We start from the raw sequence: 19314 nt of genomic DNA on the forward strand, positions 1-19314 counted from the left end.
AATCCTCTACCTAATTCCAAACCTGGTTAAACCGCGGAGGCTCCCGAGACGATCTCGGTAAGTTCCTGGGTGATGCTGGCCTGACGAGCTTTGTTGTAAACCAACTGCAGCTCTTTGATCAGATTTCCGCCGTTATCGGTTGCAGCTTTCATTGCTACCATACGTGCGGCCTGCTCACTGGCCAGGTTTTCCACCACACCCTGATAAACCTGCGATTCGACATAGCGACGCAGCAGCGTATCCAGCAGCGCTTTCGGATCGGGCTCGTACAGGTAATCCCAGGTCTTCGCCTTCATCTCTTCTTCACCTTCCGCTGGCGGTAACGGCAGCAGTTGGGTAATGGTCGGAGTCTGAGACATGGTGTTGTTGAACTTGTTGTTAACAATGTACAGCTTGTCGATGCGGCCTTCATCGTAGGCCTGCAACATCACTTTTACCGGGCCGATAAGATCAGACAGCGCAGGCTTATCGCCCATGCCAGTGACCTGTGCCACAACATTGCCACCAACAGCGCCGAAGAATGACACGCCTTTCGATCCCACAATGGCCAGATCGCTCTGTACGCCTTTGTCGGACCAGGCCTTCATCTCTGCCAGCAATTTTTTGAACAGGTTAACGTTCAAACCACCACAAAGCCCGCGGTCAGTCGAAACGACCAGGTAGCCGACGCGCTTAACGTCGCGCTCATCCAGGTAAGGGTGCTTGTATTCCAGATTCCCCAGTGCAAGGTGACCAATCACTTTGCGCATGGTATCTGCATACGGACGGCTGGCCGCCATGCGTTCCTGCGTTTTACGCATTTTGGAGGCGGCGACCATTTCCATCGCTTTGGTGATCTTCTGCGTATTTTTTACGCTTCCGATCTTGGTACGTATTTCTTTTGCGCCGGCCATTAGCTTCTCCTCAAAGCCTTGCGGCTTGCCCTTTCAGACAAGCCGCCAGACATTACCAGGACTGGGTTGCTTTAAACGTTTCGAGGAGGCCTTTCAGCTTCTCTTCGATATCGTTATTGAAGTTACCAGACTGGTTGATTTCAGCCATCAGCTCGGCGTGATCGCGATCTGCGAACGCCAGCAGAGCAGCTTCAAAGCTACCAATTTTTGCCAGCTCAACGTCGTTCAGATAGCCGCGTTCCGCTGCGAAAAGCACCAGACCCTGCTGCGCAACCGACATCGGCGCATACTGTTTCTGCTTCAGCAGCTCGGTCACTTTCTGACCGTGGCTCAGCTGTTTACGGGTTGCATCGTCCAGATCAGATGCAAACTGGGAGAAGGCCGCCAGTTCACGATACTGCGCCAGCGCGGTACGAATACCACCGGACAGTTTCTTGATGATCTTAGTCTGAGCAGCACCACCCACACGGGATACAGAGATACCCGGGTTAACAGCAGGACGGATACCGGAGTTGAACAGGTTAGATTCCAGGAAGATCTGACCATCAGTAATCGAGATTACGTTGGTCGGAACGAACGCAGAAACGTCACCCGCCTGAGTTTCGATGATTGGCAGCGCGGTCAAAGAACCGGTCTGGCCTTTCACTTCACCATTGGTGAAGCGCTCAACGTAGTCAGCGCTCACGCGTGATGCACGCTCCAGCAGACGAGAGTGGAGATAGAACACGTCGCCTGGGAATGCTTCACGGCCTGGTGGACGGCGCAGCAGCAGAGAAATCTGACGGTAAGCAACAGCCTGCTTAGACAGGTCATCGTAAACGATCAGCGCATCTTCACCGCGGTCACGGAAGTATTCGCCCATGGCGCAACCTGCATACGGAGCCAGATACTGCAGTGCAGCAGACTCAGACGCAGAGGCAACAACAACGATGGTGTTAGCCAGCGCGCCGTGCTCTTCCAGTTTACGTACCACGTTAGAAATGGTTGACGCTTTCTGACCAATCGCAACGTAGACACACTTGATGCCTGAATCGCGCTGGTTGATGATGGCGTCGATAGCCATTGCGGTTTTACCGGTCTGACGGTCACCGATGATCAGCTCACGCTGGCCACGGCCGATTGGAATCATCGCATCGACAGATTTGTAACCGGTCTGAACAGGCTGGTCTACGGACTGACGGTCGATAACACCTGGTGCAATCACTTCGACTGGCGAGAAGCCGTCGTTGTCGATCGCGCCTTTACCGTCGATAGGTGCACCCAGGGTGTTCACCACACGGCCCAGCAGGCCACGGCCAACCGGTACTTCAAGAATACGGCCAGTACACTTGACCTTCATGCCTTCGGCCAGGTCAGCATACGGACCCATCACCACCGCACCTACAGAGTCACGCTCGAGGTTCAGGGCGATAGCGTAACGGTTTCCCGGCAGGGAAATCATCTCACCCTGCATAACATCGGCCAGGCCGTGTACGCGGATGATACCGTCACTTACAGAAACAATAGTACCTTCGTTGTGAGCTTCACTCACGACATTGAACTGAGCAATGCGCTGCTTGATCAGTTCGCTGATTTCGGTGGAATTCAGTTGCATATGCTCCAGTCCCCTTAAGACTGCAAGACGTCAGCCAGACGGTCAAGACGGCCGCGTACGCTGCCATCAATAACCAGATCACCCGAACGGATGATCACGCCTGCCATCACAGACTTATCAATTTTGCAATTCAGCTTAACTTTGCGTGACAGACGTTTTTCCATCGCGGCGCTGATTTTAGTCAGCTGGTCGTCACTCAGCGTGCTGGCAGAAATAACATCCACTTCGGCAGTCGCTTCATAAGCGTCTCGCAGTTGAATGAATTGCGCCAGTACAGCCGGAAGCGCTGTCAAACGTCCGTTTTCCGCCATCACCTTAATCAGGTTCTGTGCGGGTTCATCCAGTTGATCACCACAGACTGCATTAAACGAGGCAGCCAGCGCTTCGGGTGCTAATGCACCTGAAAGCAGGTCGGCCATCTGTTCATTGGCAGCCACTTCTGCGGCAAACGCCAGCATCTTTTGCCAGCGTTCAATACTTTGATGCTCAACAGCAAAGTCAAAAGCTGCTTTGGCGTAGGGGCGAGCTACAGTAATCAGATCAGACATCAGCCCCTCCCTCCTTACAGTTCAGCGACCAGTTTATCAACGATGTCGCTGTTAGCAGCTTCATCCACGGAACGTTCGATGATCTTCTCGGCGCCAGCCATTGCCAGCAACGCGACTTGCTTACGCAGTTCTTCACGTGCACGCTTGCGTTCGGCGTCAATTTCAGCCTGCGCTTGTGCAACAATGCGAGTACGTTCGTTATCAGCTTCAGTCTTGGCTTCGTCCAGAATCTGCGTGCGACGCTTGTTCGCCTGCTCGATAATGACCTGAGCTTCCTCTTTCGCTTTTTTCAGCTGGTCGGTCGCATTAGCCTGCGCGAGATCCAAATCTTTCTTCGCGCGTTCAGCAGAAGCAAGGCCTTCAGCAATTTCTTTCTGGCGCTTTTCGATGGCAGCCATAATCGGTGGCCATACGTACTTCATGCAGAACGCGACAAACAGGATGAACGCGATGGCCTGGCCGAGGATTGTTGCATTAATGTTCACAGCACAATGCCTCTAATTAAGTATTTAACTTTTCTGCCGCTATCAACGATAAACGGCAGAATCCGTTCACTCTCGCACCAGGTACGGAGTGAACACAGGGGCTTTAGGCGACAGCAAACATCACGTAGAGGCCCAGACCAACAGCGATCATTGGGATTGCATCCACCAGACCCATTACAACAAAGAACTGCGTACGCAGCAGAGGAATCAGGTCAGGCTGACGAGCAGCGCCTTCCAGGAATTTTCCTCCGAGGATGCCGATACCGATCGCAGCACCGATTGCCGCCAGGCCCATCATCACAGCGGCAGCCATGTACAGCAGATCCATATTCAGGTTTTCCATGACAGTCTCCAGTTTGTTTCAGTTAAACGCGTATTGTTGAGAAAAAAATCAATGTTCTTCAGATGCCATCGACAGATAGACAATCGTGAGGACCATGAAGATGAAAGCCTGTAGCGAAATGATCAGGATGTGGAAAATGGCCCAAGGCACATTCAGAATCCACTGTGACCACCACGGCAACAGACCGGCAATAAGGATAAAGATCAGTTCACCCGCATACATGTTACCGAACAGTCGCAGACCGAGTGAAACCGGTTTGGACAGCAGGCTAACACCTTCCAGAATAAGGTTGATGGGGATAAAGATCGGGTGATTAAAAGGCTGCAGCGTCAGCTCTTTCGTGAAGCCGCCAATGCCTTTCATTTTGATGCTGTAGAACAGAATCAAAATAAATACGCCCAACGCCATGGATAGCGTGATGTTCACGTCTGCAGAAGGTACCACGCGCAGCGCCGGTAACCCCAACCAGTGCTCACCAATATAGGGCAGCAAATCGATTGGCAGCAGATCCATGAAGTTCATCAAGAAGACCCAGACAAAAATCGTCAGAGCCAGCGGGGCGATAAGTTTGCTCTTACCGTGATACATGTCGCGCACGTTGCTATCAACGAAACCGACAACCAGTTCGATAGCCGCCTGCATTTTCCCTGGCACACCGCTGGTGACGCTTTTCGCCACGCTACGGAACAACACCAGGAAGATAACTCCCAGCACCAGAGAGAAAAACATGGAATCGATATTTAATACCCAGAACGTCGCGGGAGCGTCGTGAGCATTCACTAACTCGAAGGTACGCAGGTCCAACTGAAGATGAGTCAGGTGGTGACCAATGTACTCTTGCGGAGTAGAGATTTCTCCTGCAGCCATGATGCCTCTTACCCTTTGTTGTTAATTACCGCCGGTGCCAACATCTGAACGACCAGCACCGATAACCAGGTGATCCCGACCGGCCAGAAGACCGCATCGAATACACCCAACGCCACAATGAGCAAAATAATGGTCGCGAACACTTTGGCTATTTCCCCCAAAGCGAAGCTCCACGCGACGCGCCCCGAAGCCGGAGTTTGCCCTTGCAGGCGCCAGGCTATAAACAAGAACAACACGTTTGGCAGCCAGGCTGCCATTCCGCCAGCAAGAGCAGAGCCGCCCCATGTGACATCTTTCAGGGCAAAGAGTGCACCGACGATGACGATGGTCACTAGCTGAATCACCAGCACCGTTCGGGCGTATTTCACACTGTAAAGAGACACTGACATGACGCTGATACTCTCCTGCCCCTTTAGGGGTATGTCGCGTGTCGTATAAGACTGCCTTTGTGCATTTGAGTCAAGTAGCAAAAGCCGTGCAAATTATACGGGCCGTACCTGTGATTTCAATCGTTAAGTAACGAAAAGGTGAACAATTATCTAAATTTCTTTCCGAATGACTATTTTTCAAAAGATACTGAGCAGCCCGTTTCGGATAAAGCCGTAAAAAGTTCCGCAGCAACTCAGTTTTAAAGCGTGCTTTAGATCACATAATAAGCATTCGCACCGCGTTATGTTTTATTAAGACCCAATTATCCGAACGCAAAATAAGGGATAAAAAACCTTATTATCAATCAGTTAAAAAGCAATATACCGTAACGTTTTTTTGTTCCCGATGAAAATAGTCTATTGACATCGAAGTCTCCTTCAGAATCGTAAAAAGCCTATTACTCTTGCCGAAAGGCGGGTGGCCTTAAATATGATTAATCGCGGTGCGCACCGATAAAACGCCAAAAACTCGTGATTATTTTGATAAAACTTTGTGAAATAAAAGTTAAATGTGAAAAAGTTTTTCAGATAATTTCCGCGTCAGGATTTAACAACGTGAGCCGGAAAAGCAGAGTAGATGACCCAAAGACCATCGCATCTTTGGTTACATGGCACCGCGCGTTGATACGCTTTACGGTGCCTGAATGCGCTATGGCGTACTGTTCCTGGCAACGATAACCAGATGACGTTCGCCTTCCAGTTGGGGAACATGAAGTGAAATCACCTTGTCCAGCGCATAGCCCGCAGGCAGGCTGGCGATTTCCTCATCCGGCCGCACGCCTTTAAGCGCATAAAAACGGCCATTTTCCGCGGGTAAGTGATGACACCAGCTCACCATATCCTCCAGCGACGCAAAGGCGCGGCTGATCACCCCATCAAATGGCGGTTCGGAAGGAAAGGCTTCGACTCTGCTCTGGACCGGCTCGATATTTGTAAGTCTCAGCTCATGCTGCACCTGCCGTAAAAAACGTACGCGTTTACCCAAGCTGTCCAGCAAAGTGAAATGTGCCTCCGGCATCACAATGGCCAGCGGAATGCCAGGTAAACCGGGCCCGGTGCCGACATCAATAAAACGTGAACCCTGAAGATGTGGCGCCACCACGATGCTGTCGAGGATATGGCGAACCAGCATCTGCTGAGGATCGCGCACCGAAGTCAGGTTATAAGCTTTATTCCATTTATCCAGTAGCCCTACATAGGCCACCAGTTGCTGTTTTTGTTGATCGGAAAGGGAAATTTTGGCCGCTTGCAGCAGCGAAGTGAGTTTGTTGATCACAGCATCAGTCCAGTCAGCGGGGGCGGAAAATCCCGCCCCGGTTCAGATCAGGCGCTTTTGCGCAGCAGACCTTGTTTTTTCAGGTAAATCAGTAAAATTGAGATGGCCGCAGGCGTGACGCCTGAGATGCGTGATGCCTGGCCGATTGAAACCGGTTTATGATCGTTAAGCTTGGCGATAACTTCATTAGAAAGGCCACTGACCTGACGATAATCAAGCGTGGCTGGCAGCAGCGTATTCTCATTACGCAACTGACGATCGATCTCTTCCTGCTGACGCGCAATATAGCCTTCGTATTTTACCTGGATCTCAACCTGTTCAGCAGCCTGTTCATCCGCCAAAGCCGGGCCAAAAGCATCAAGTGCCATCAGCTTCAGATAGGTCATTTCAGGGCGGCGTAACAGATCTTCAGCACTGGCTTCCTTCGTCAATGGAGAGCTGGTGATGGTATTCACCGCCTCAACATGTTCGGACTTAGGGTGCACCCAGATATCGCGCAGTCGCTGGCGTTCCTGCTCGATCGCTTCAAGCTTCTGGTTGAAGCGCGCCCAGCGCGCATCATCCACCAGGCCGAGTTCACGCCCGGTTTCCGTTAAACGTAAATCTGCATTGTCTTCACGCAGCATCAGGCGATATTCGGCACGTGAGGTAAACATGCGGTAAGGTTCTTTAGTGCCGAGAGTGCAAAGATCGTCGACCAGTACCCCGAGGTAAGCCTGATCGCGACGCGGTGCCCAGCCCTCTTTGTCAGCAGACTGACGCGCGGCGTTAAGCCCCGCCAGCAATCCCTGTGCTGCCGCTTCTTCGTAGCCTGTGGTGCCGTTAATCTGACCGGCAAAAAACAGGCCGTCGATAAATTTGCTTTCCAGCGTGAGTTTTAAATCACGTGGATCAAAGAAGTCATACTCAATGGCATAACCCGGGCGCACGATCTTCGCATTTTCCATGCCCTGCATTGAACGAACGATCTGCATCTGTACGTCGAATGGCAGGCTGGTTGAGATACCGTTGGGGTAGATCTCATTGCTGGTCAGTCCTTCAGGCTCAAGGAAGATCTGATGCGAGTTGCGATCGGCGAAGCGCATGACTTTGTCTTCGATCGACGGACAATAACGTGGCCCGATCCCTTCGATGATCCCGGCATACATGGGGCTACGATCGAGGTTATTACGGATCACATCATGTGTTTTTTCATTGGTATAGGTCATCCAGCACGGCACCTGCTGTGGGTGCTGTCCGGCATTGCCCATGAAAGAGAACACCGGCATCGGGTTATCGCCATGCTGCGGGGCAAGTACGCTAAAATCGATGCTGCGTGCATCAATGCGTGGCGGTGTACCGGTTTTCAGGCGGTCAACGCGCAGTGGCAAAGCACGCAGGCGTTTTGCCAGAGGGATCGACGGCGGATCGCCTGCACGACCTCCGCTGTAGTTATCCAGCCCGATATGAATTTTTCCGTCGAGGAAGGTACCCACGGTAAGCACGACCGTTTTGGCACGGAATTTCAGGCCCATTTGGGTTACCGCACCGACAACGCGATCGTTCTCGACGATAAGATCGTCAACGGCCTGCTGGAAGATCATCAGGTTTGGCTGGTTCTCCAGCGCAGTACGTACCGCCTGACGATAGAGTACGCGGTCCGCCTGAGCACGGGTCGCCCTTACGGCAGGGCCTTTACTTGCGTTTAGTATCCTAAACTGAATACCCGCCCGATCGATTGCACCGGCCATCAAACCGCCTAAGGCATCCACTTCCTTTACCAAATGTCCCTTACCGATGCCACCGATGGCCGGGTTGCAGGACATTTGTCCCAGCGTATCGATGTTATGGGTCAGTAACAGGGTTTGCTGACCCATTCGGGCTGCTGCCATGGCAGCTTCCGTGCCCGCATGACCACCACCAATAACGATGACGTCAAAAGGATCTTGATAAAACATGAAGTGGTACCTCGTTGATGAATAGTCAGAGATCGTTCTCTCTGGGCCGTGGATTCTACTGAAATTATGGCTGAGGTGAAAGCAGCGGGATCGACAGGTATTAAAAGAAAAGATCTTAATTCTTTGTATGATCTTTCTGTTAGATCTCTTATTAGGATCGCCATCTCTTGTGGATATCTGCGAAAAGCACAGGATAAACAAGTGCGTAGCGAGGATCGTTACCTGTTAATGATCGGTGATCCTGATCCGTATAAGCTGGGATCAAAAGAGGACTTTATCCACAGCTCATAAAGTAAACTCCAGTTGTTCTTTGGATAACTACCGGTTATACGCAACTAAACAGGGTAGTTATCCACAAAATAAAAGACCAGATCCGGGGAAAAACAGTATCTTCTGCTGGGGATCGTCGTGATTTCCCGATCCCTGACCGGCTCAGATCGCGTCTTTCCAGGTCATCACCCACTCTTCAGCCGGATCTTCGGGGATCTCATGTTGCAGAATATCAATTTCCAGCCTTTCGCCGATGCGCTGTGCGCCACAGGTAATTAACAGAGCGTCAAGATTGCGTATCGCACCACAAAACAGATCGTATTCATGGTTGCCGATGCCGACTGCGCCAAAACGCACGGCTGACAGATCGGGACGGCTTTCATCAATGGCGTCATAAAAAGGTTGCAGATTATCAGGCAACTCTCCGGCTCCGTGGGTAGAACTCACGACCAGCCAGATCCCCTGCAGGGGCACATCATGAAGCTCAGGACCATGTAGCATCTGCGTTGAGAAGCCCGCTTCCTGCAGTTTTTCTTCGAGATGTTCAGCAACATATTCGGCGCTGCCTAAGGTGCTGCCACTGATTAACGTAATGTCGGCCATCGTGCTCTCCTGAGATCAAGGTGAGCATTGTACGCTGTGATCAAGCGGTGATCCACCTGTGGAAAACAAGGTTATTAGTTTTGACAAGGGCGATACAGCCGTTGTCAGGCGGCCGATCGTTAAAGGATAAAATTGTGCACAAGCGGGTGGAAAGATCAGGGCTTGATGGTTCGCATGATGGGGTTCTGCAGGGAGATCAGGGTTTCTGTTGACTGGATTTCATCAATTGTCTGGATCTTGTTAATTAATACCTGCTGGAGAGCATCGATAGATCGACACATGACTTTAATAAAAATACTGTAATGCCCGGTGGTATACCAGGCTTCAACGACTTCATCCAGCGCGTCCAGTTTACTCAGCGCCGCCGGGTAATCACGGGCGCTTTTGAGAATAATGCCGATAAAACAACAGACATCAAAGCCCAGCTGGCGGGGATCGATCTCAACCCGCGTTCCCAGAATAATGCCTGCCTGCTTCATTTTTTCGACACGGACATGAATGGTACCCGGGCTGACGTTGAACTGTTTTGCCAGTTCGGCATACGCGGTGCGTGCATTTTCCAGTAGTGCATTCAGGATCCCCCGGTCAAGGTTATCCAGTTGCAGATGTTCGGGCATGATCGTCCTCGTTATCGTTTTTCTTCAATGAACTGAGGAGAATGTGCAGCAAAATAACGTAACTGGCAACACACCGGCAGCGGCATAAGCCGCTGCCGGTTGCCTTAACGTTTACGCCACAGAGTGACCTGCGCGAGCGTATGCTGGAATTTACGCGCCGTTTCACGGATGACGAATGGCATATCCTGTGGTGAACCTATCTGCTCAAAGTCGGCGGCCAGCAACCGTTGCAGTGCCTGCAGGGTGGTCAGGGCTTCTCCATTTTCACGTACGCCGCCCAGCCAGTTTTCCTTCGGGGTAAAGGCTTCAAGCCACGTGTAAGGTGACGACAGCACTAAGATCCCACCAGAACGCAACATGGGCGTGACGTCCTGAAGAAAACGTGCCGGCTGACGCAGGCGATCGATCAGGTTCGAGGCCAGGACCAGATCGTAACGTGCTGGCTGAGGTTTCATGTTACAGGCATCGCCCTGAACAAACTGAATGCGCTTCGCCTGCTCATTGGTGATAGCAAAGTCCTTAAGTCGTACCTGACGGTATTCCACCAGATCGCCTTCTTCAGGCACCACGTAGCGGAAATCTTCGCCAGTGGTGAGCTGGAGCGCCACATCAATAAAACGGGCCGAATAATCCATGCCGGTGACATGCTCAAAGTGGCGGGCCAGTTCGAAGCTTGCCCGGCCCGTGGCGCAACCAATATCCAGCGCCTCTCCCCGATTCTGGCTGTGCGACAGCGCCAGTTTGACCAAGGCTTCTGCATAGTTATCGACGCCGAAATAGCGAGGCCCATACTGGAAATCGAGGTACTGAGAAACCATGCTGTCGGTTTCATAGGGGTTTAAGGCCATGGTTTCCTGGTGGGAAGAAATCACATAGCGAAAACCCGCATGCTGAAAAAAGTGACGGCGGAAGGCATAACGCGATGATTTGATCGCCTCATTGCCGGTGGAAATCCAGCTTCCACCTTTTATAAGTGAGTGCTTACCGTCAAAAGTGGGCGTTGAGAAATCGTCATAGAGCGGATGGACTTTAAAGCCTTCAAAGCCATTGGTTGGGGTGGTTGTCCATTGCCAGACGTTGCCCACGATGTCGTAGAACTCCCCCTGCGGGAACCGATCGACCGGGCAGGAAGAGGCCCAGTAAGCCAGATTAATATTGCCTGGCGCCTGCTGCCAGTCTGGCTGATCGCCTTCGACCTGTTCGCGCAGTTGATACCATTCCGCCTCACAGGGTAGCTGGACTGACTTACCGGTTTCTTCCGCTTTCCAGCGACAGAAGGCCGCGGCCTCCAACTGATTGACCTCAGCTGGCCAGTCCCACGGCATGGGTACCTCTTCACACATCAGTCGGAGTTTCAGCTGATCGGGCATCGCAGCGTTACCCACCCAGAAGGTGGGCATTTCTGCCTGAGCAAACTGGCGCCAGCCCAGGCCTTCTTCATCCCACCAGCGGGATTCCTGATAGCCACCAGCCTGCACAAATTCATAAAACTCTGCGTTACTGACCAGCATTTTGCTGGCCTTGAAAGGCTTTAGCTCAACCTGCTGAGTACCGTACTCGTTGTCCCAGCCATAGGTATCATCGGTTTTACCAAGCGTGATGTGGCCACCGGGCAGGGAGACCAGTGCGTTGGTGGGCACCAACTGACGATCGCGGCGCGCTTCCGCGCAGGCTGGCCACTGCGGTTGAGGTTTCACCCATTCGACCGGCAGCTGACGGATCAGCACGCTGGAGGTTTCCAGGTGAATTCGTTCATGCTCAATCCCCATCAGGATCACCCAAGCCGGGCTGTCCCATGTGATGGGCAGTTCAAGCGGCATCTCCTGAATAAATTGTGTCACTAAGGCTTTTACGCTACCGCGATAGTCGCGAACGGCTTCTACAGAAGGCCAGTCGTAGTGGTTGTCGTTGAGATCATCCCAGCTCATTTCGTCCACGCCAATAGCCAGCATGGCTTCGATGCGATCGTCAATGCGGTCATCGATGTAACGTCCAGCCATTAACTTGTTAATGTAGAACGTGGCGGTGTGGCCAAAGTAGAAGATCAGCGGATGGCGCAGGGGAATCGCTTTCGTAAACCATGCGCGCTGATCGTTGAGGCAGGTAAAGAGATCTTCGTACAGCGCCCATGTCTGAATAAAGTAAGCCAGCAGCTCGGCACGTTTTTGTTCGACATTTTGGCCAGAGAGCATCAGCGTCCGGGTTGGCGCAGGTAAATCGCGATGGGGTTGAACGGTGTTCACAGGACACTCCTGATTGCTGAATAAGTAATTGCAGATATTTACTATAAAGCAAAATGGAATTTCTGCTGTCTCGCTTAGCGCCGCCAGTGACGTAAAATGCGGCTTTTTAAGCCGGTATCGAAACGCCAGATATGATCGAAGATGCGCATTATGCCGGGTTTACCGTGCGTGGACATGGCGACGGCGTGGAAGCGCTGCTGCTGTTGCTGCTGGCGATGTTTAACGCTACGTACCACCTCTTCCGGCAGGCGCTGCGCAATAAAGTCTGACACGATGACGGCATCGGCATCCTGCCACAACGGGCCTTCCATCCGTTTGACCACCGCGGAAAGACAGGCTGCGAGGTCGGTTCCGCCACGAAAACGTTGGCTGAGAAAACGGATGGCCTGCTCCAGCCCGTCATCGCCCGTTAATTCGTAACCAATTACGTCATGAGCGAATAACATGATGTAACAGCGACGGCGATCGGCCAGTGCCACTTTGAGAAGGGCCAGACAAAAGGCTTTTGCACAACGTTCATTGAACCCTCCCATTGACCCTGAGGTATCGACACAAACGATAAACGGGCCACGAGGCTGTTCTTCATGCTGCTGGTGGCTGACGGGACGTTGAGTGATTTTTTCATGCCAGGTATCGCCCTGAAGTTTGTAAGTAAGCAGTCGCTTCTCTACCAGCCTGCGGTAAAACTCAAGTTCAAGCTCGCTGACGCTCAATGCTGCCAGTTCAGGTGGCAGCAAGCGTAATACGTCATCACTTTGATGAATACCGCTGACTTCTTCCGGTACGGCATCCGGTTCGCGCACCAGATGATGAAAGGCTTCCATCGGCGCATCCTGGGAGGGAACCGATTTTGCCTCACGACTCCGCCCCAGTTGCTGGGCCAGCTTCATTAATTCGGGCTGCTGTGCAAGGAACTCGCCGTATTGCAGCATCAACTGGTAATCGCCATGCTGAAGCGGCGTTTTGCCCATATCCCATAACCGTCCGGCTGCCGCTTCGTCATCGTCTGCCAGCACAGGTGCCAGTTGCCCGCTCAGGGCCATACGTTGCTGTAACTCCGCCATCAGACGTTCGCGCTGCTGCTCAAGAAGTTGCTCATTAAGCGTTAACGTTTGCAGCGTAAGGCTGAGCCGCCAGCGTTGCAGGAACAGCGTATGCTGGGCAGTGCTGAGATGGCCGGGATCGTTATGAAGAAGCAGTCGTTTTGCTTCTTCCTGGAAGGGGGATGCCAGGCGTTCAAGGTGAGAAAGGGTTTCATCAAGCTGCTGGCTGAATTCACGATCGCTGAGTAACTGAATACGCTGGAATAACTGAAACTCTTCCGCCAGTGCTTCCGGGACCGGCGTGGCTTTGAGTTCGGCATCAATTTCTGCCTTCCAGCGAGGAACATCCCGTAACAGCGCCTTTTTCATGCCGGGAAATTTTTCAAAGAACAGGGCCAGTTGTGGAGACGCGAGGAGTGCCAGAATTAACTCTTCAATCAGCTCGGTCTCGCCGATTGACAGCAGGGTACTCAGCGTCTCCAGTGAGATCATTTACGCGCCTGTTTAAGTTGTTCCGCAACGTCCTGCAGGCTGGTTTCGACGCGAGCCAGCCAGTCATCACTGATAAACAGGCAACGCTGTTGCTGACTGAACAGGTGGCGTTGTTGACGCAGCTGGTTGTCGAGTTCATCCAGCGCTTCACTGATTTCTTCCGGCAACGCCTCACTGCTGCTGCTGCCGGGCAGTGTCAGTCTTGCCGTTTGTAAGCTGACATCGCGAACCGCCAGGCAATGCTGCGCATCCACCAGCATATACACCGTTTGAGCAAATCCAATACCGTTTAATTTGCCGCGAATATCGCCGCCTTTCTGTAACCAGTGGTTCAGTGCTTCACGCTCAATAACCAGATGCGTGACCTGCATATCATGCAGCGTGAGCGGCTTTTGCAGCATCAGCGTTAACTGCGCGTCGGTAAGGCTTTCGGGCATGTCGTAATGCGGTTTACGACTGAACATGCCGCTGTGCTTCTCAAGCGTAATGGCGGCAGCCACGCTTTGCTGCTGTTGCAGGGCCAGACGTCGGGCTTTCAGTTGCTGCAACCTGAGCAACATCGCCTGCTGTTGCCAGGCATGTTGAGTCATGAGCTGATCGATTTCACGATCCAGAAGCTGCATGGATGCAACGTCATGCCACAAACAGTCTTTTAATAAGATCAGATCCAGTGGCGCAATGGTGTTTCGCCCACTGTAAAAGGCGCTGGCTTGCAACAGATGTATGGCCTTTTTCCAGCGGCGATCGGAGATGTAAGGCGCCTCGGGTAGCTTTTCCAGCTGCTGGCGTAACTGATAGATCAGTTCAAACACGTTATCGGGCAGGGTGACCTGGCTGATGCCTTGCTGCCATCGCACATACTCTTCGTCGCTGATGCGCAGCGATTCGGCGACCGGGTTGTCATTTTCATCCTGATGATGGGTCAGCATGCTGCGGAAGTTCTGCTTTTCATGCACGTTATCCAGCCACAGGCGAATTAACATGCGGTCATACAGGGCTTCGAGCCCGCTATCGGCTTCCGGCAACTCATTGGAGGCCGTGACCAGCAGGCGCATCGGAATTTTTTCTTCGCTATCGCCATTACGGAAACGGCGTTCGTTGATGGCGGTAAGCAGCGTGTTAAGGATTGCCGGGCCGGCTTTCCAGATCTCATCCAGAAAAACGATTTCGGCATCGGGGAGATAGCCTTTGGTCAGCCGCTGATAGCGTCCTTCATCTTTTAAAGCCTGAATAGACAGCGGACCAAAGACTTCTTCCGGGGTAGAAAAGCGGGTCATCAGATATTCGAAAGCGCGGGCATGCTGGAAGGCGCATTTCAGGCGACGGGCAATCAGGCTTTTTGCTATGCCTGGCGGACCCAGCAAAAATACGCTTTCGCCGCTGAGTGCGGCGAGCAGGCAAAGGCGAATGGCATGATGTCGCTCATACAAACCTTTTTCTAACGCATTGCTGAGACGAGAAATTCTTTCTGCCAAAAGATGGGGTTGAGCCATAATCACATCAATGTCCTTACGATCGTCGAGCCGCCGCGTTTTAGCGAACGCAATACTCTATAGGGTATGATGCGCGAAAGCGTTAATCGATGTCAGCTTTTTTGTTTCAGAAGGTTCGACAGCGCGACTTTAAATGTTAATGCAGCACCAAAAAACAGTGAATGACCATCGGTTACCCGGACGGCGATGTAGGAATTTTTGTGAATACGTGCATACTGTGCGCTTTTTGATGGCTTGTGCGCCTCTCAGACTCCAACAAAAGATAATTTTATGAGCTCGGATAATAAGCACTCACTAGGCGGATTAACGCTGGCTGCCATTGGTGTCGTCTACGGGGATATCGGCACCAGCCCGCTTTATACCTTACGCGAATGTCTTTCGGGGCAGTTTGGCTTTGGCGTGGAGCGGGATGCGGTCTTTGGCTTTCTTTCGCTGATTTTCTGGCTGCTGGTGCTGGTGGTATCGCTGAAATATATCAGCTACGTCATGCGCGCAGACAATGCCGGAGAAGGCGGCATCTTGACGCTGATGTCCCTGGCGGGGCGACATACGGGCGGGCGAGCCACCGCAATTCTGGTGATTATGGGGCTGATTGGCGGCAGTTTTTTCTACGGCGAGGTGGTGATCACCCCGGCGGTTTCTGTCCTGTCGGCGATTGAAGGTCTGGAAATTGCGGCGCCAAGTCTCGATAGCTACATCGTGCCCATGGCCATCGCCGTCCTGACACTGTTGTTTGTCATTCAAAAACACGGGACCGGCATCGTGGGTAAACTCTTCGCGCCCGTCATGCTGTTGTGGTTTATTGTCCTGGCCGTGTTGGGTGCGCGCAGCATTCTCAATAATCCCGAAGTATTGCAGGCGCTCAATCCTTACTGGGCGCTGCACTTTTTTGTCGAATACAAGTCTGTCTCCTTCTTTGCGCTCGGCGCGGTGGTGCTCGCAATTACAGGCGTCGAAGCGCTGTATGCGGACATGGGGCACTTTGGTAAATTCCCTATCCGGCTGGCATGGTTTGTGGTGGTGCTGCCTTCGCTGGTGCTCAACTACTTTGGACAGGGCGCGCTGTTACTGAAGCAGCCGGAAGCGATTAAAAACCCGTTCTTCCTGTTGGCCCCCGACTGGGCGCTGATCCCCATGCTGATTCTGGCGACCTTAGCCACCGTTATTGCTTCACAGGCGGTGATTTCCGGGGTCTTCTCATTAACCCGACAGGCGGTACGTCTGGGTTATTTGCCGCCAATGCGCATCGTCCATACATCGGAAAAAGAGTCGGGGCAGATCTACATCCCCGTGATTAACTGGCTGCTTTATTTCTCTGTCGTGATTGTCATCATCGGCTTTGAGCATTCGAGTAACCTGGCTGCGGCTTACGGGATTGCGGTCACGGGCACCATGGTGCTGACATCCATTCTGTGTGCGACCGTGGCGATACTGAACTGGCACTGGAATCGTTATCTGGTGGGGCTGATTTTAGTGGCGATGCTGTGCATTGATGTGTCGCTGTTCTCGGCCAACCTGATTAAAATTTTCTCCGGCGGCTGGCTGCCCCTGACGCTGGCGCTGATGATGTTTATTGTGATGACAACCTGGAAGAGTGAACGCTTTCGGTTGCTGCGCCGCATGCATGAGCACGGCAATTCCCTGGAAGCAATGATTGCTTCTCTGGAAAAGTCACCGCCTGTTCGCGTACCCGGCACTGCGGTTTACATGTCTCGCGCGCTGAACGTGATTCCTTTTGCCATGTTGCATAATCTTAAGCACAACAAGGTGCTGCATGAGCGCGTCGTGCTGTTAACGCTGCGTACCGAAGATGCGCCATACGTACACAACGTCAGGCGCGTCACCATTGAGCAGTTGTCGCCCACCTTCTGGCGCGTGGTAGCCAGTTACGGCTGGCGTGAAACGCCGAACGTTGAAGAGATTTTCCACCGCTGTGGCCTGGAAGGACTTAACTGCCGCATGATGGAGACCTCTTTCTTTATGTCCCATGAGTCGCTGATCATTGGAAAACGCCCCTGGTATTTGCGTCTGCGCGGCAAGCTGTTTATGACGTTACAACGCAATGCGCTGCGTGCGCCCGATCAGTTTGAGATCCCGCCGAATCGGGTTATCGAGCTGGGAACGCAGGTCGAGATTTAAACGCTGTGCCTGCCTGTCAGGCACAGCGTTTCACCAGTGCAGCGTGACGCACAATCCGCCGCCGGGATGTTGACTGAAGTGCAGCGACATACCGTGCAACTGGGCAATATTGCGTACGATCGATAAACCCAGCCCACTGCCGCTTTTCTCCTGCCCCGGCGGACGCCAGAAACGTTCGCCTAAACGCTGCAACTCGGCTGCCGATAGACTGTTTCCGTTATCCTCCACCCGCAACGTATTCGGGCTGAGCACGATGTCAACGCGGCTGCCCGGCGGTGTATAGCGGATAGCGTTATCCAACAGGTTTCTGATCAGCAGCGACAGCAGCAACGCGTGTCCCGAAATAACCGGATCGGCTTCAGCGTTAAGGCGCAACGTAATGTCAGCCTTATCTGCCAGTGGCAGCTGTGAAGCCAGCGTGTCCTGTGCCACCTTTTTTAACATGACGGGCTGGAACGTATTGCGAACATCCTCGGCTTCAATGCGGGAAAGGGTAAGCAGCTGATCAACCAGACGAGTGGCGCGGGTAATACCCGCATCCAGCTGTTGCAGCGCGTGAGTGCGCATCGCCTCGTCATCGGCGGCCAGTTGAATGACCTCGCTTTGCACCCGCAGTGCGGCGAGCGGGCTGCGTAATTCGTGTGCGGCATCCGACGTAAAACGGCGTTCCCGCTGCATCATGGTATGAATGCGGCTGAACAGGCCGTTCAGGGCGTCAATTAACGGTCGTACCTCTTTGGGAACGCGATCGGCCTGCAAGGGCGCATCATCGTCAGGTGCCCGCCCGGCAAGCTGGTGGCTGAGTTTCTTCAGCGGACGAAGTTCATACCACACCAGGCCCGTTAACATCAGCAGCATAAAAGGTAATGAGATCAGCCAGGGCAACATGCTGGCATCGACCAGATCTTTTGCCATATCGTCACGGTATTCCCATTCCTGACCTACCACGACGCGGTAACGTTGATCGGGCGTAGTCAGCCAGACAAAACGCCAGAGATCGTCATCCCCGTTAAGCTGGCCATCCTGGAAACCTTGATGATCCGCATTAAAGGGCAGATCTTTGCCATTATCACCGTCGTTGAGGACCTGTTTTCCCTCCCGGTCAAATACCGCGAAAGCCAGCGCGTCATCGTCCTGTTCGCCACGATTGTGATCCAGCAACTTTTTCGTTTTTGGCAGCGACGTGCCGTTCAGCGTCGTGAAGTCCAGGGTCAGCAGGCGCTTAGCAAGCAGCATCTGTTGCGTATCAAACAGCTCGTTAACGGTGTCACGTGTTTTATACCAGGCGCTGAGCGTGGCCGCTCCCCAACAAATGCCCAGTATCAGCACCAGGCCAATGCCAAGGCGTAAAAACAAACTCATCGATCGCATTCGCTTTCCCCCAGCGTATAGCCCACGCCGTGGATGGTGCGGATAAAGCGGTTACCGAGTTTTTTACGCAGATGATGGATATGCACTTCTACCGCATTGCTCGACACTTCGGTATCCCAGGTATAGAGCTTTTCTTCAAGCTGGCTTCGCGTCAGTACCCGATCCGGATTTCGCATAAACAGCTCAAGCAGGGCCAGCTCACGGCTTTTTAACGCGATATTTTCGCCGTTTCTTTCCACGCAGAGATTACCGGGAATCAACACTACATCGCCATGACGCAGTTCGGGCTGGAGTTGCCCGTGGCGGCGGCGAATCAGTGCCTGTAAGCGTGCGGCAACTTCTGTAAGGGCAAAGGGTTTGCACAGGTAATCGTCAGCCCCCATCTGTAATCCTTCAACGCGTTGATCAAGCGCATCGCGGGCGGTAAGGATAAGAACCGGGACATCGTGCCCCTGCTGACGCCATTGACGCAATATGTCCAGCCCGTCACGCTCAGGCAGTGATAAATCGAGTACGACCGCATCCCACGGCGCCGCCGTTAATGCCTGAAAACCGGCCTCGCCAGAGACAAACCAGTCAACGCTGAATCCCAGCTTACTGAGTCCCGCTTTAATGCCGTCTCCAATCAGGCGGTCGTCTTCAATCAGTAAAATTCGCATCGCTTCTCCCTTT

18 protein-coding genes are annotated in these 19314 nt (G+C 52.8%); 2 read left to right on the plus strand and 16 right to left on the minus strand.

Annotation, left to right across the window (positions count from 1 at the left end):
• Positions 1 to 26 precede the first annotated feature (26 nt).
• The 9 genes from atpG to mnmG all read right to left on the minus strand — a co-directional run bounded on the left by atpG (position 27) and on the right by mnmG (position 8371).
• Positions 27 to 893, minus strand: a complete 867-nt coding sequence (gene atpG / locus NXS97_RS13175) for a F0F1 ATP synthase subunit gamma (protein WP_006121201.1) — start codon at positions 891 to 893, stop codon at positions 27 to 29.
• A gap of 52 nt (positions 894 to 945) precedes the next feature.
• Complete coding sequence (gene atpA, locus NXS97_RS13180) at positions 946 to 2487, minus strand: F0F1 ATP synthase subunit alpha (protein ID WP_013023934.1); 1542 nt, start codon at positions 2485 to 2487, stop codon at positions 946 to 948.
• Positions 2488 to 2501: 14 nt separating this feature from the next.
• Entirely contained in the window at positions 2502 to 3035 is a 534-nt protein-coding gene (atpH, locus tag NXS97_RS13185; RefSeq protein WP_006121199.1) for a F0F1 ATP synthase subunit delta, read from the minus strand.
• A gap of 14 nt (positions 3036 to 3049) precedes the next feature.
• A complete protein-coding gene (gene atpF, locus NXS97_RS13190; protein ID WP_013023933.1) occupies positions 3050 to 3520 on the minus strand; it encodes a F0F1 ATP synthase subunit B in 471 nt (156 codons plus the stop codon).
• Between the two features lie 103 nt (positions 3521 to 3623).
• The gene (gene atpE / locus NXS97_RS13195; protein WP_003849523.1) at positions 3624 to 3863 is read right to left on the minus strand and encodes a F0F1 ATP synthase subunit C; all 240 of its coding nucleotides are present in this window, start codon (positions 3861 to 3863) and stop codon (positions 3624 to 3626) included.
• 48 nt (positions 3864 to 3911) lie between these two features.
• Positions 3912 to 4730: a F0F1 ATP synthase subunit A gene (gene atpB / locus NXS97_RS13200; protein ID WP_013023932.1), complete on the minus strand. Its 819-nt coding sequence runs from the start codon at positions 4728 to 4730 to the stop codon at positions 3912 to 3914.
• Positions 4731 to 4738: 8 nt separating this feature from the next.
• Positions 4739 to 5119, minus strand: coding sequence for a F0F1 ATP synthase subunit I (atpI, locus tag NXS97_RS13205; RefSeq protein WP_014332968.1), 381 nt, complete (start codon positions 5117 to 5119; stop codon positions 4739 to 4741).
• Between the two features lie 688 nt (positions 5120 to 5807).
• Complete coding sequence (rsmG, locus tag NXS97_RS13210) at positions 5808 to 6434, minus strand: 16S rRNA (guanine(527)-N(7))-methyltransferase RsmG (protein ID WP_014604724.1); 627 nt, start codon at positions 6432 to 6434, stop codon at positions 5808 to 5810.
• A 47-nt stretch (positions 6435 to 6481) separates the two neighbouring features.
• On the minus strand, positions 6482 to 8371 hold the full coding sequence (mnmG, locus tag NXS97_RS13215) for a tRNA uridine-5-carboxymethylaminomethyl(34) synthesis enzyme MnmG (protein ID WP_014332971.1): 1890 nt from the start codon (positions 8369 to 8371) through the stop codon (positions 6482 to 6484).
• Between the two features lie 66 nt (positions 8372 to 8437).
• Between mnmG and NXS97_RS13220 the strand changes: the two genes are divergently transcribed.
• Positions 8438 to 8662, plus strand: coding sequence for a hypothetical protein (locus tag NXS97_RS13220; protein WP_133242604.1), 225 nt, complete (start codon positions 8438 to 8440; stop codon positions 8660 to 8662).
• 141 nt (positions 8663 to 8803) lie between these two features.
• On the opposite strand, the gene mioC is transcribed toward NXS97_RS13220, so the two are convergent.
• The 5 genes from mioC to ravA all read right to left on the minus strand — a co-directional run bounded on the left by mioC (position 8804) and on the right by ravA (position 15132).
• Entirely contained in the window at positions 8804 to 9244 is a 441-nt protein-coding gene (gene mioC / locus NXS97_RS13225) for an FMN-binding protein MioC (protein WP_014594931.1), read from the minus strand.
• A gap of 155 nt (positions 9245 to 9399) precedes the next feature.
• Entirely contained in the window at positions 9400 to 9861 is a 462-nt protein-coding gene (gene asnC / locus NXS97_RS13230; RefSeq protein WP_013023927.1) for a transcriptional regulator AsnC, read from the minus strand.
• Between the two features lie 104 nt (positions 9862 to 9965).
• A complete protein-coding gene (gene ovoA / locus NXS97_RS13235; protein ID WP_181901441.1) occupies positions 9966 to 12104 on the minus strand; it encodes a 5-histidylcysteine sulfoxide synthase in 2139 nt (712 codons plus the stop codon).
• 74 nt (positions 12105 to 12178) lie between these two features.
• Positions 12179 to 13639 carry an ATPase RavA stimulator ViaA gene (gene viaA / locus NXS97_RS13240; RefSeq protein ID WP_042678285.1) on the minus strand — a complete coding sequence of 487 codons (1461 nt, stop codon included), beginning with the start codon at positions 13637 to 13639 and terminating at the stop codon, positions 12179 to 12181.
• Positions 13636 to 15132, minus strand: coding sequence for an ATPase RavA (gene ravA, locus NXS97_RS13245; RefSeq protein WP_042678286.1), 1497 nt, complete (start codon positions 15130 to 15132; stop codon positions 13636 to 13638). Before ravA ends, viaA begins: the two co-directional genes overlap by 4 nt.
• Before the next feature lie 270 nt (positions 15133 to 15402).
• On the opposite strand from ravA, the gene kup reads away from it, so the two are divergent.
• Positions 15403 to 17271 (plus strand): low affinity potassium transporter Kup, encoded by a 1869-nt coding sequence (gene kup, locus NXS97_RS13250; protein ID WP_014332974.1) that lies wholly within the window; start codon positions 15403 to 15405, stop codon positions 17269 to 17271.
• A gap of 30 nt (positions 17272 to 17301) precedes the next feature.
• Here the strand turns inward: kup and qseC are convergent, their stop codons facing one another.
• The gene (gene qseC, locus NXS97_RS13255) at positions 17302 to 18642 is read right to left on the minus strand and encodes a quorum sensing histidine kinase QseC (protein WP_024472043.1); all 1341 of its coding nucleotides are present in this window, start codon (positions 18640 to 18642) and stop codon (positions 17302 to 17304) included.
• Positions 18630 to 19301: a quorum sensing response regulator transcription factor QseB gene (qseB, locus tag NXS97_RS13260; RefSeq protein WP_013023921.1), complete on the minus strand. Its 672-nt coding sequence runs from the start codon at positions 19299 to 19301 to the stop codon at positions 18630 to 18632. The genes qseC and qseB overlap by 13 nt, the downstream gene beginning before the upstream one ends.
• Positions 19302 to 19314 lie beyond the last annotated feature (13 nt).

Source organism: Pantoea sp. B623 (assembly GCF_024814475.1).
GTDB lineage: Bacteria > Pseudomonadota > Gammaproteobacteria > Enterobacterales > Enterobacteriaceae > Pantoea > Pantoea ananatis.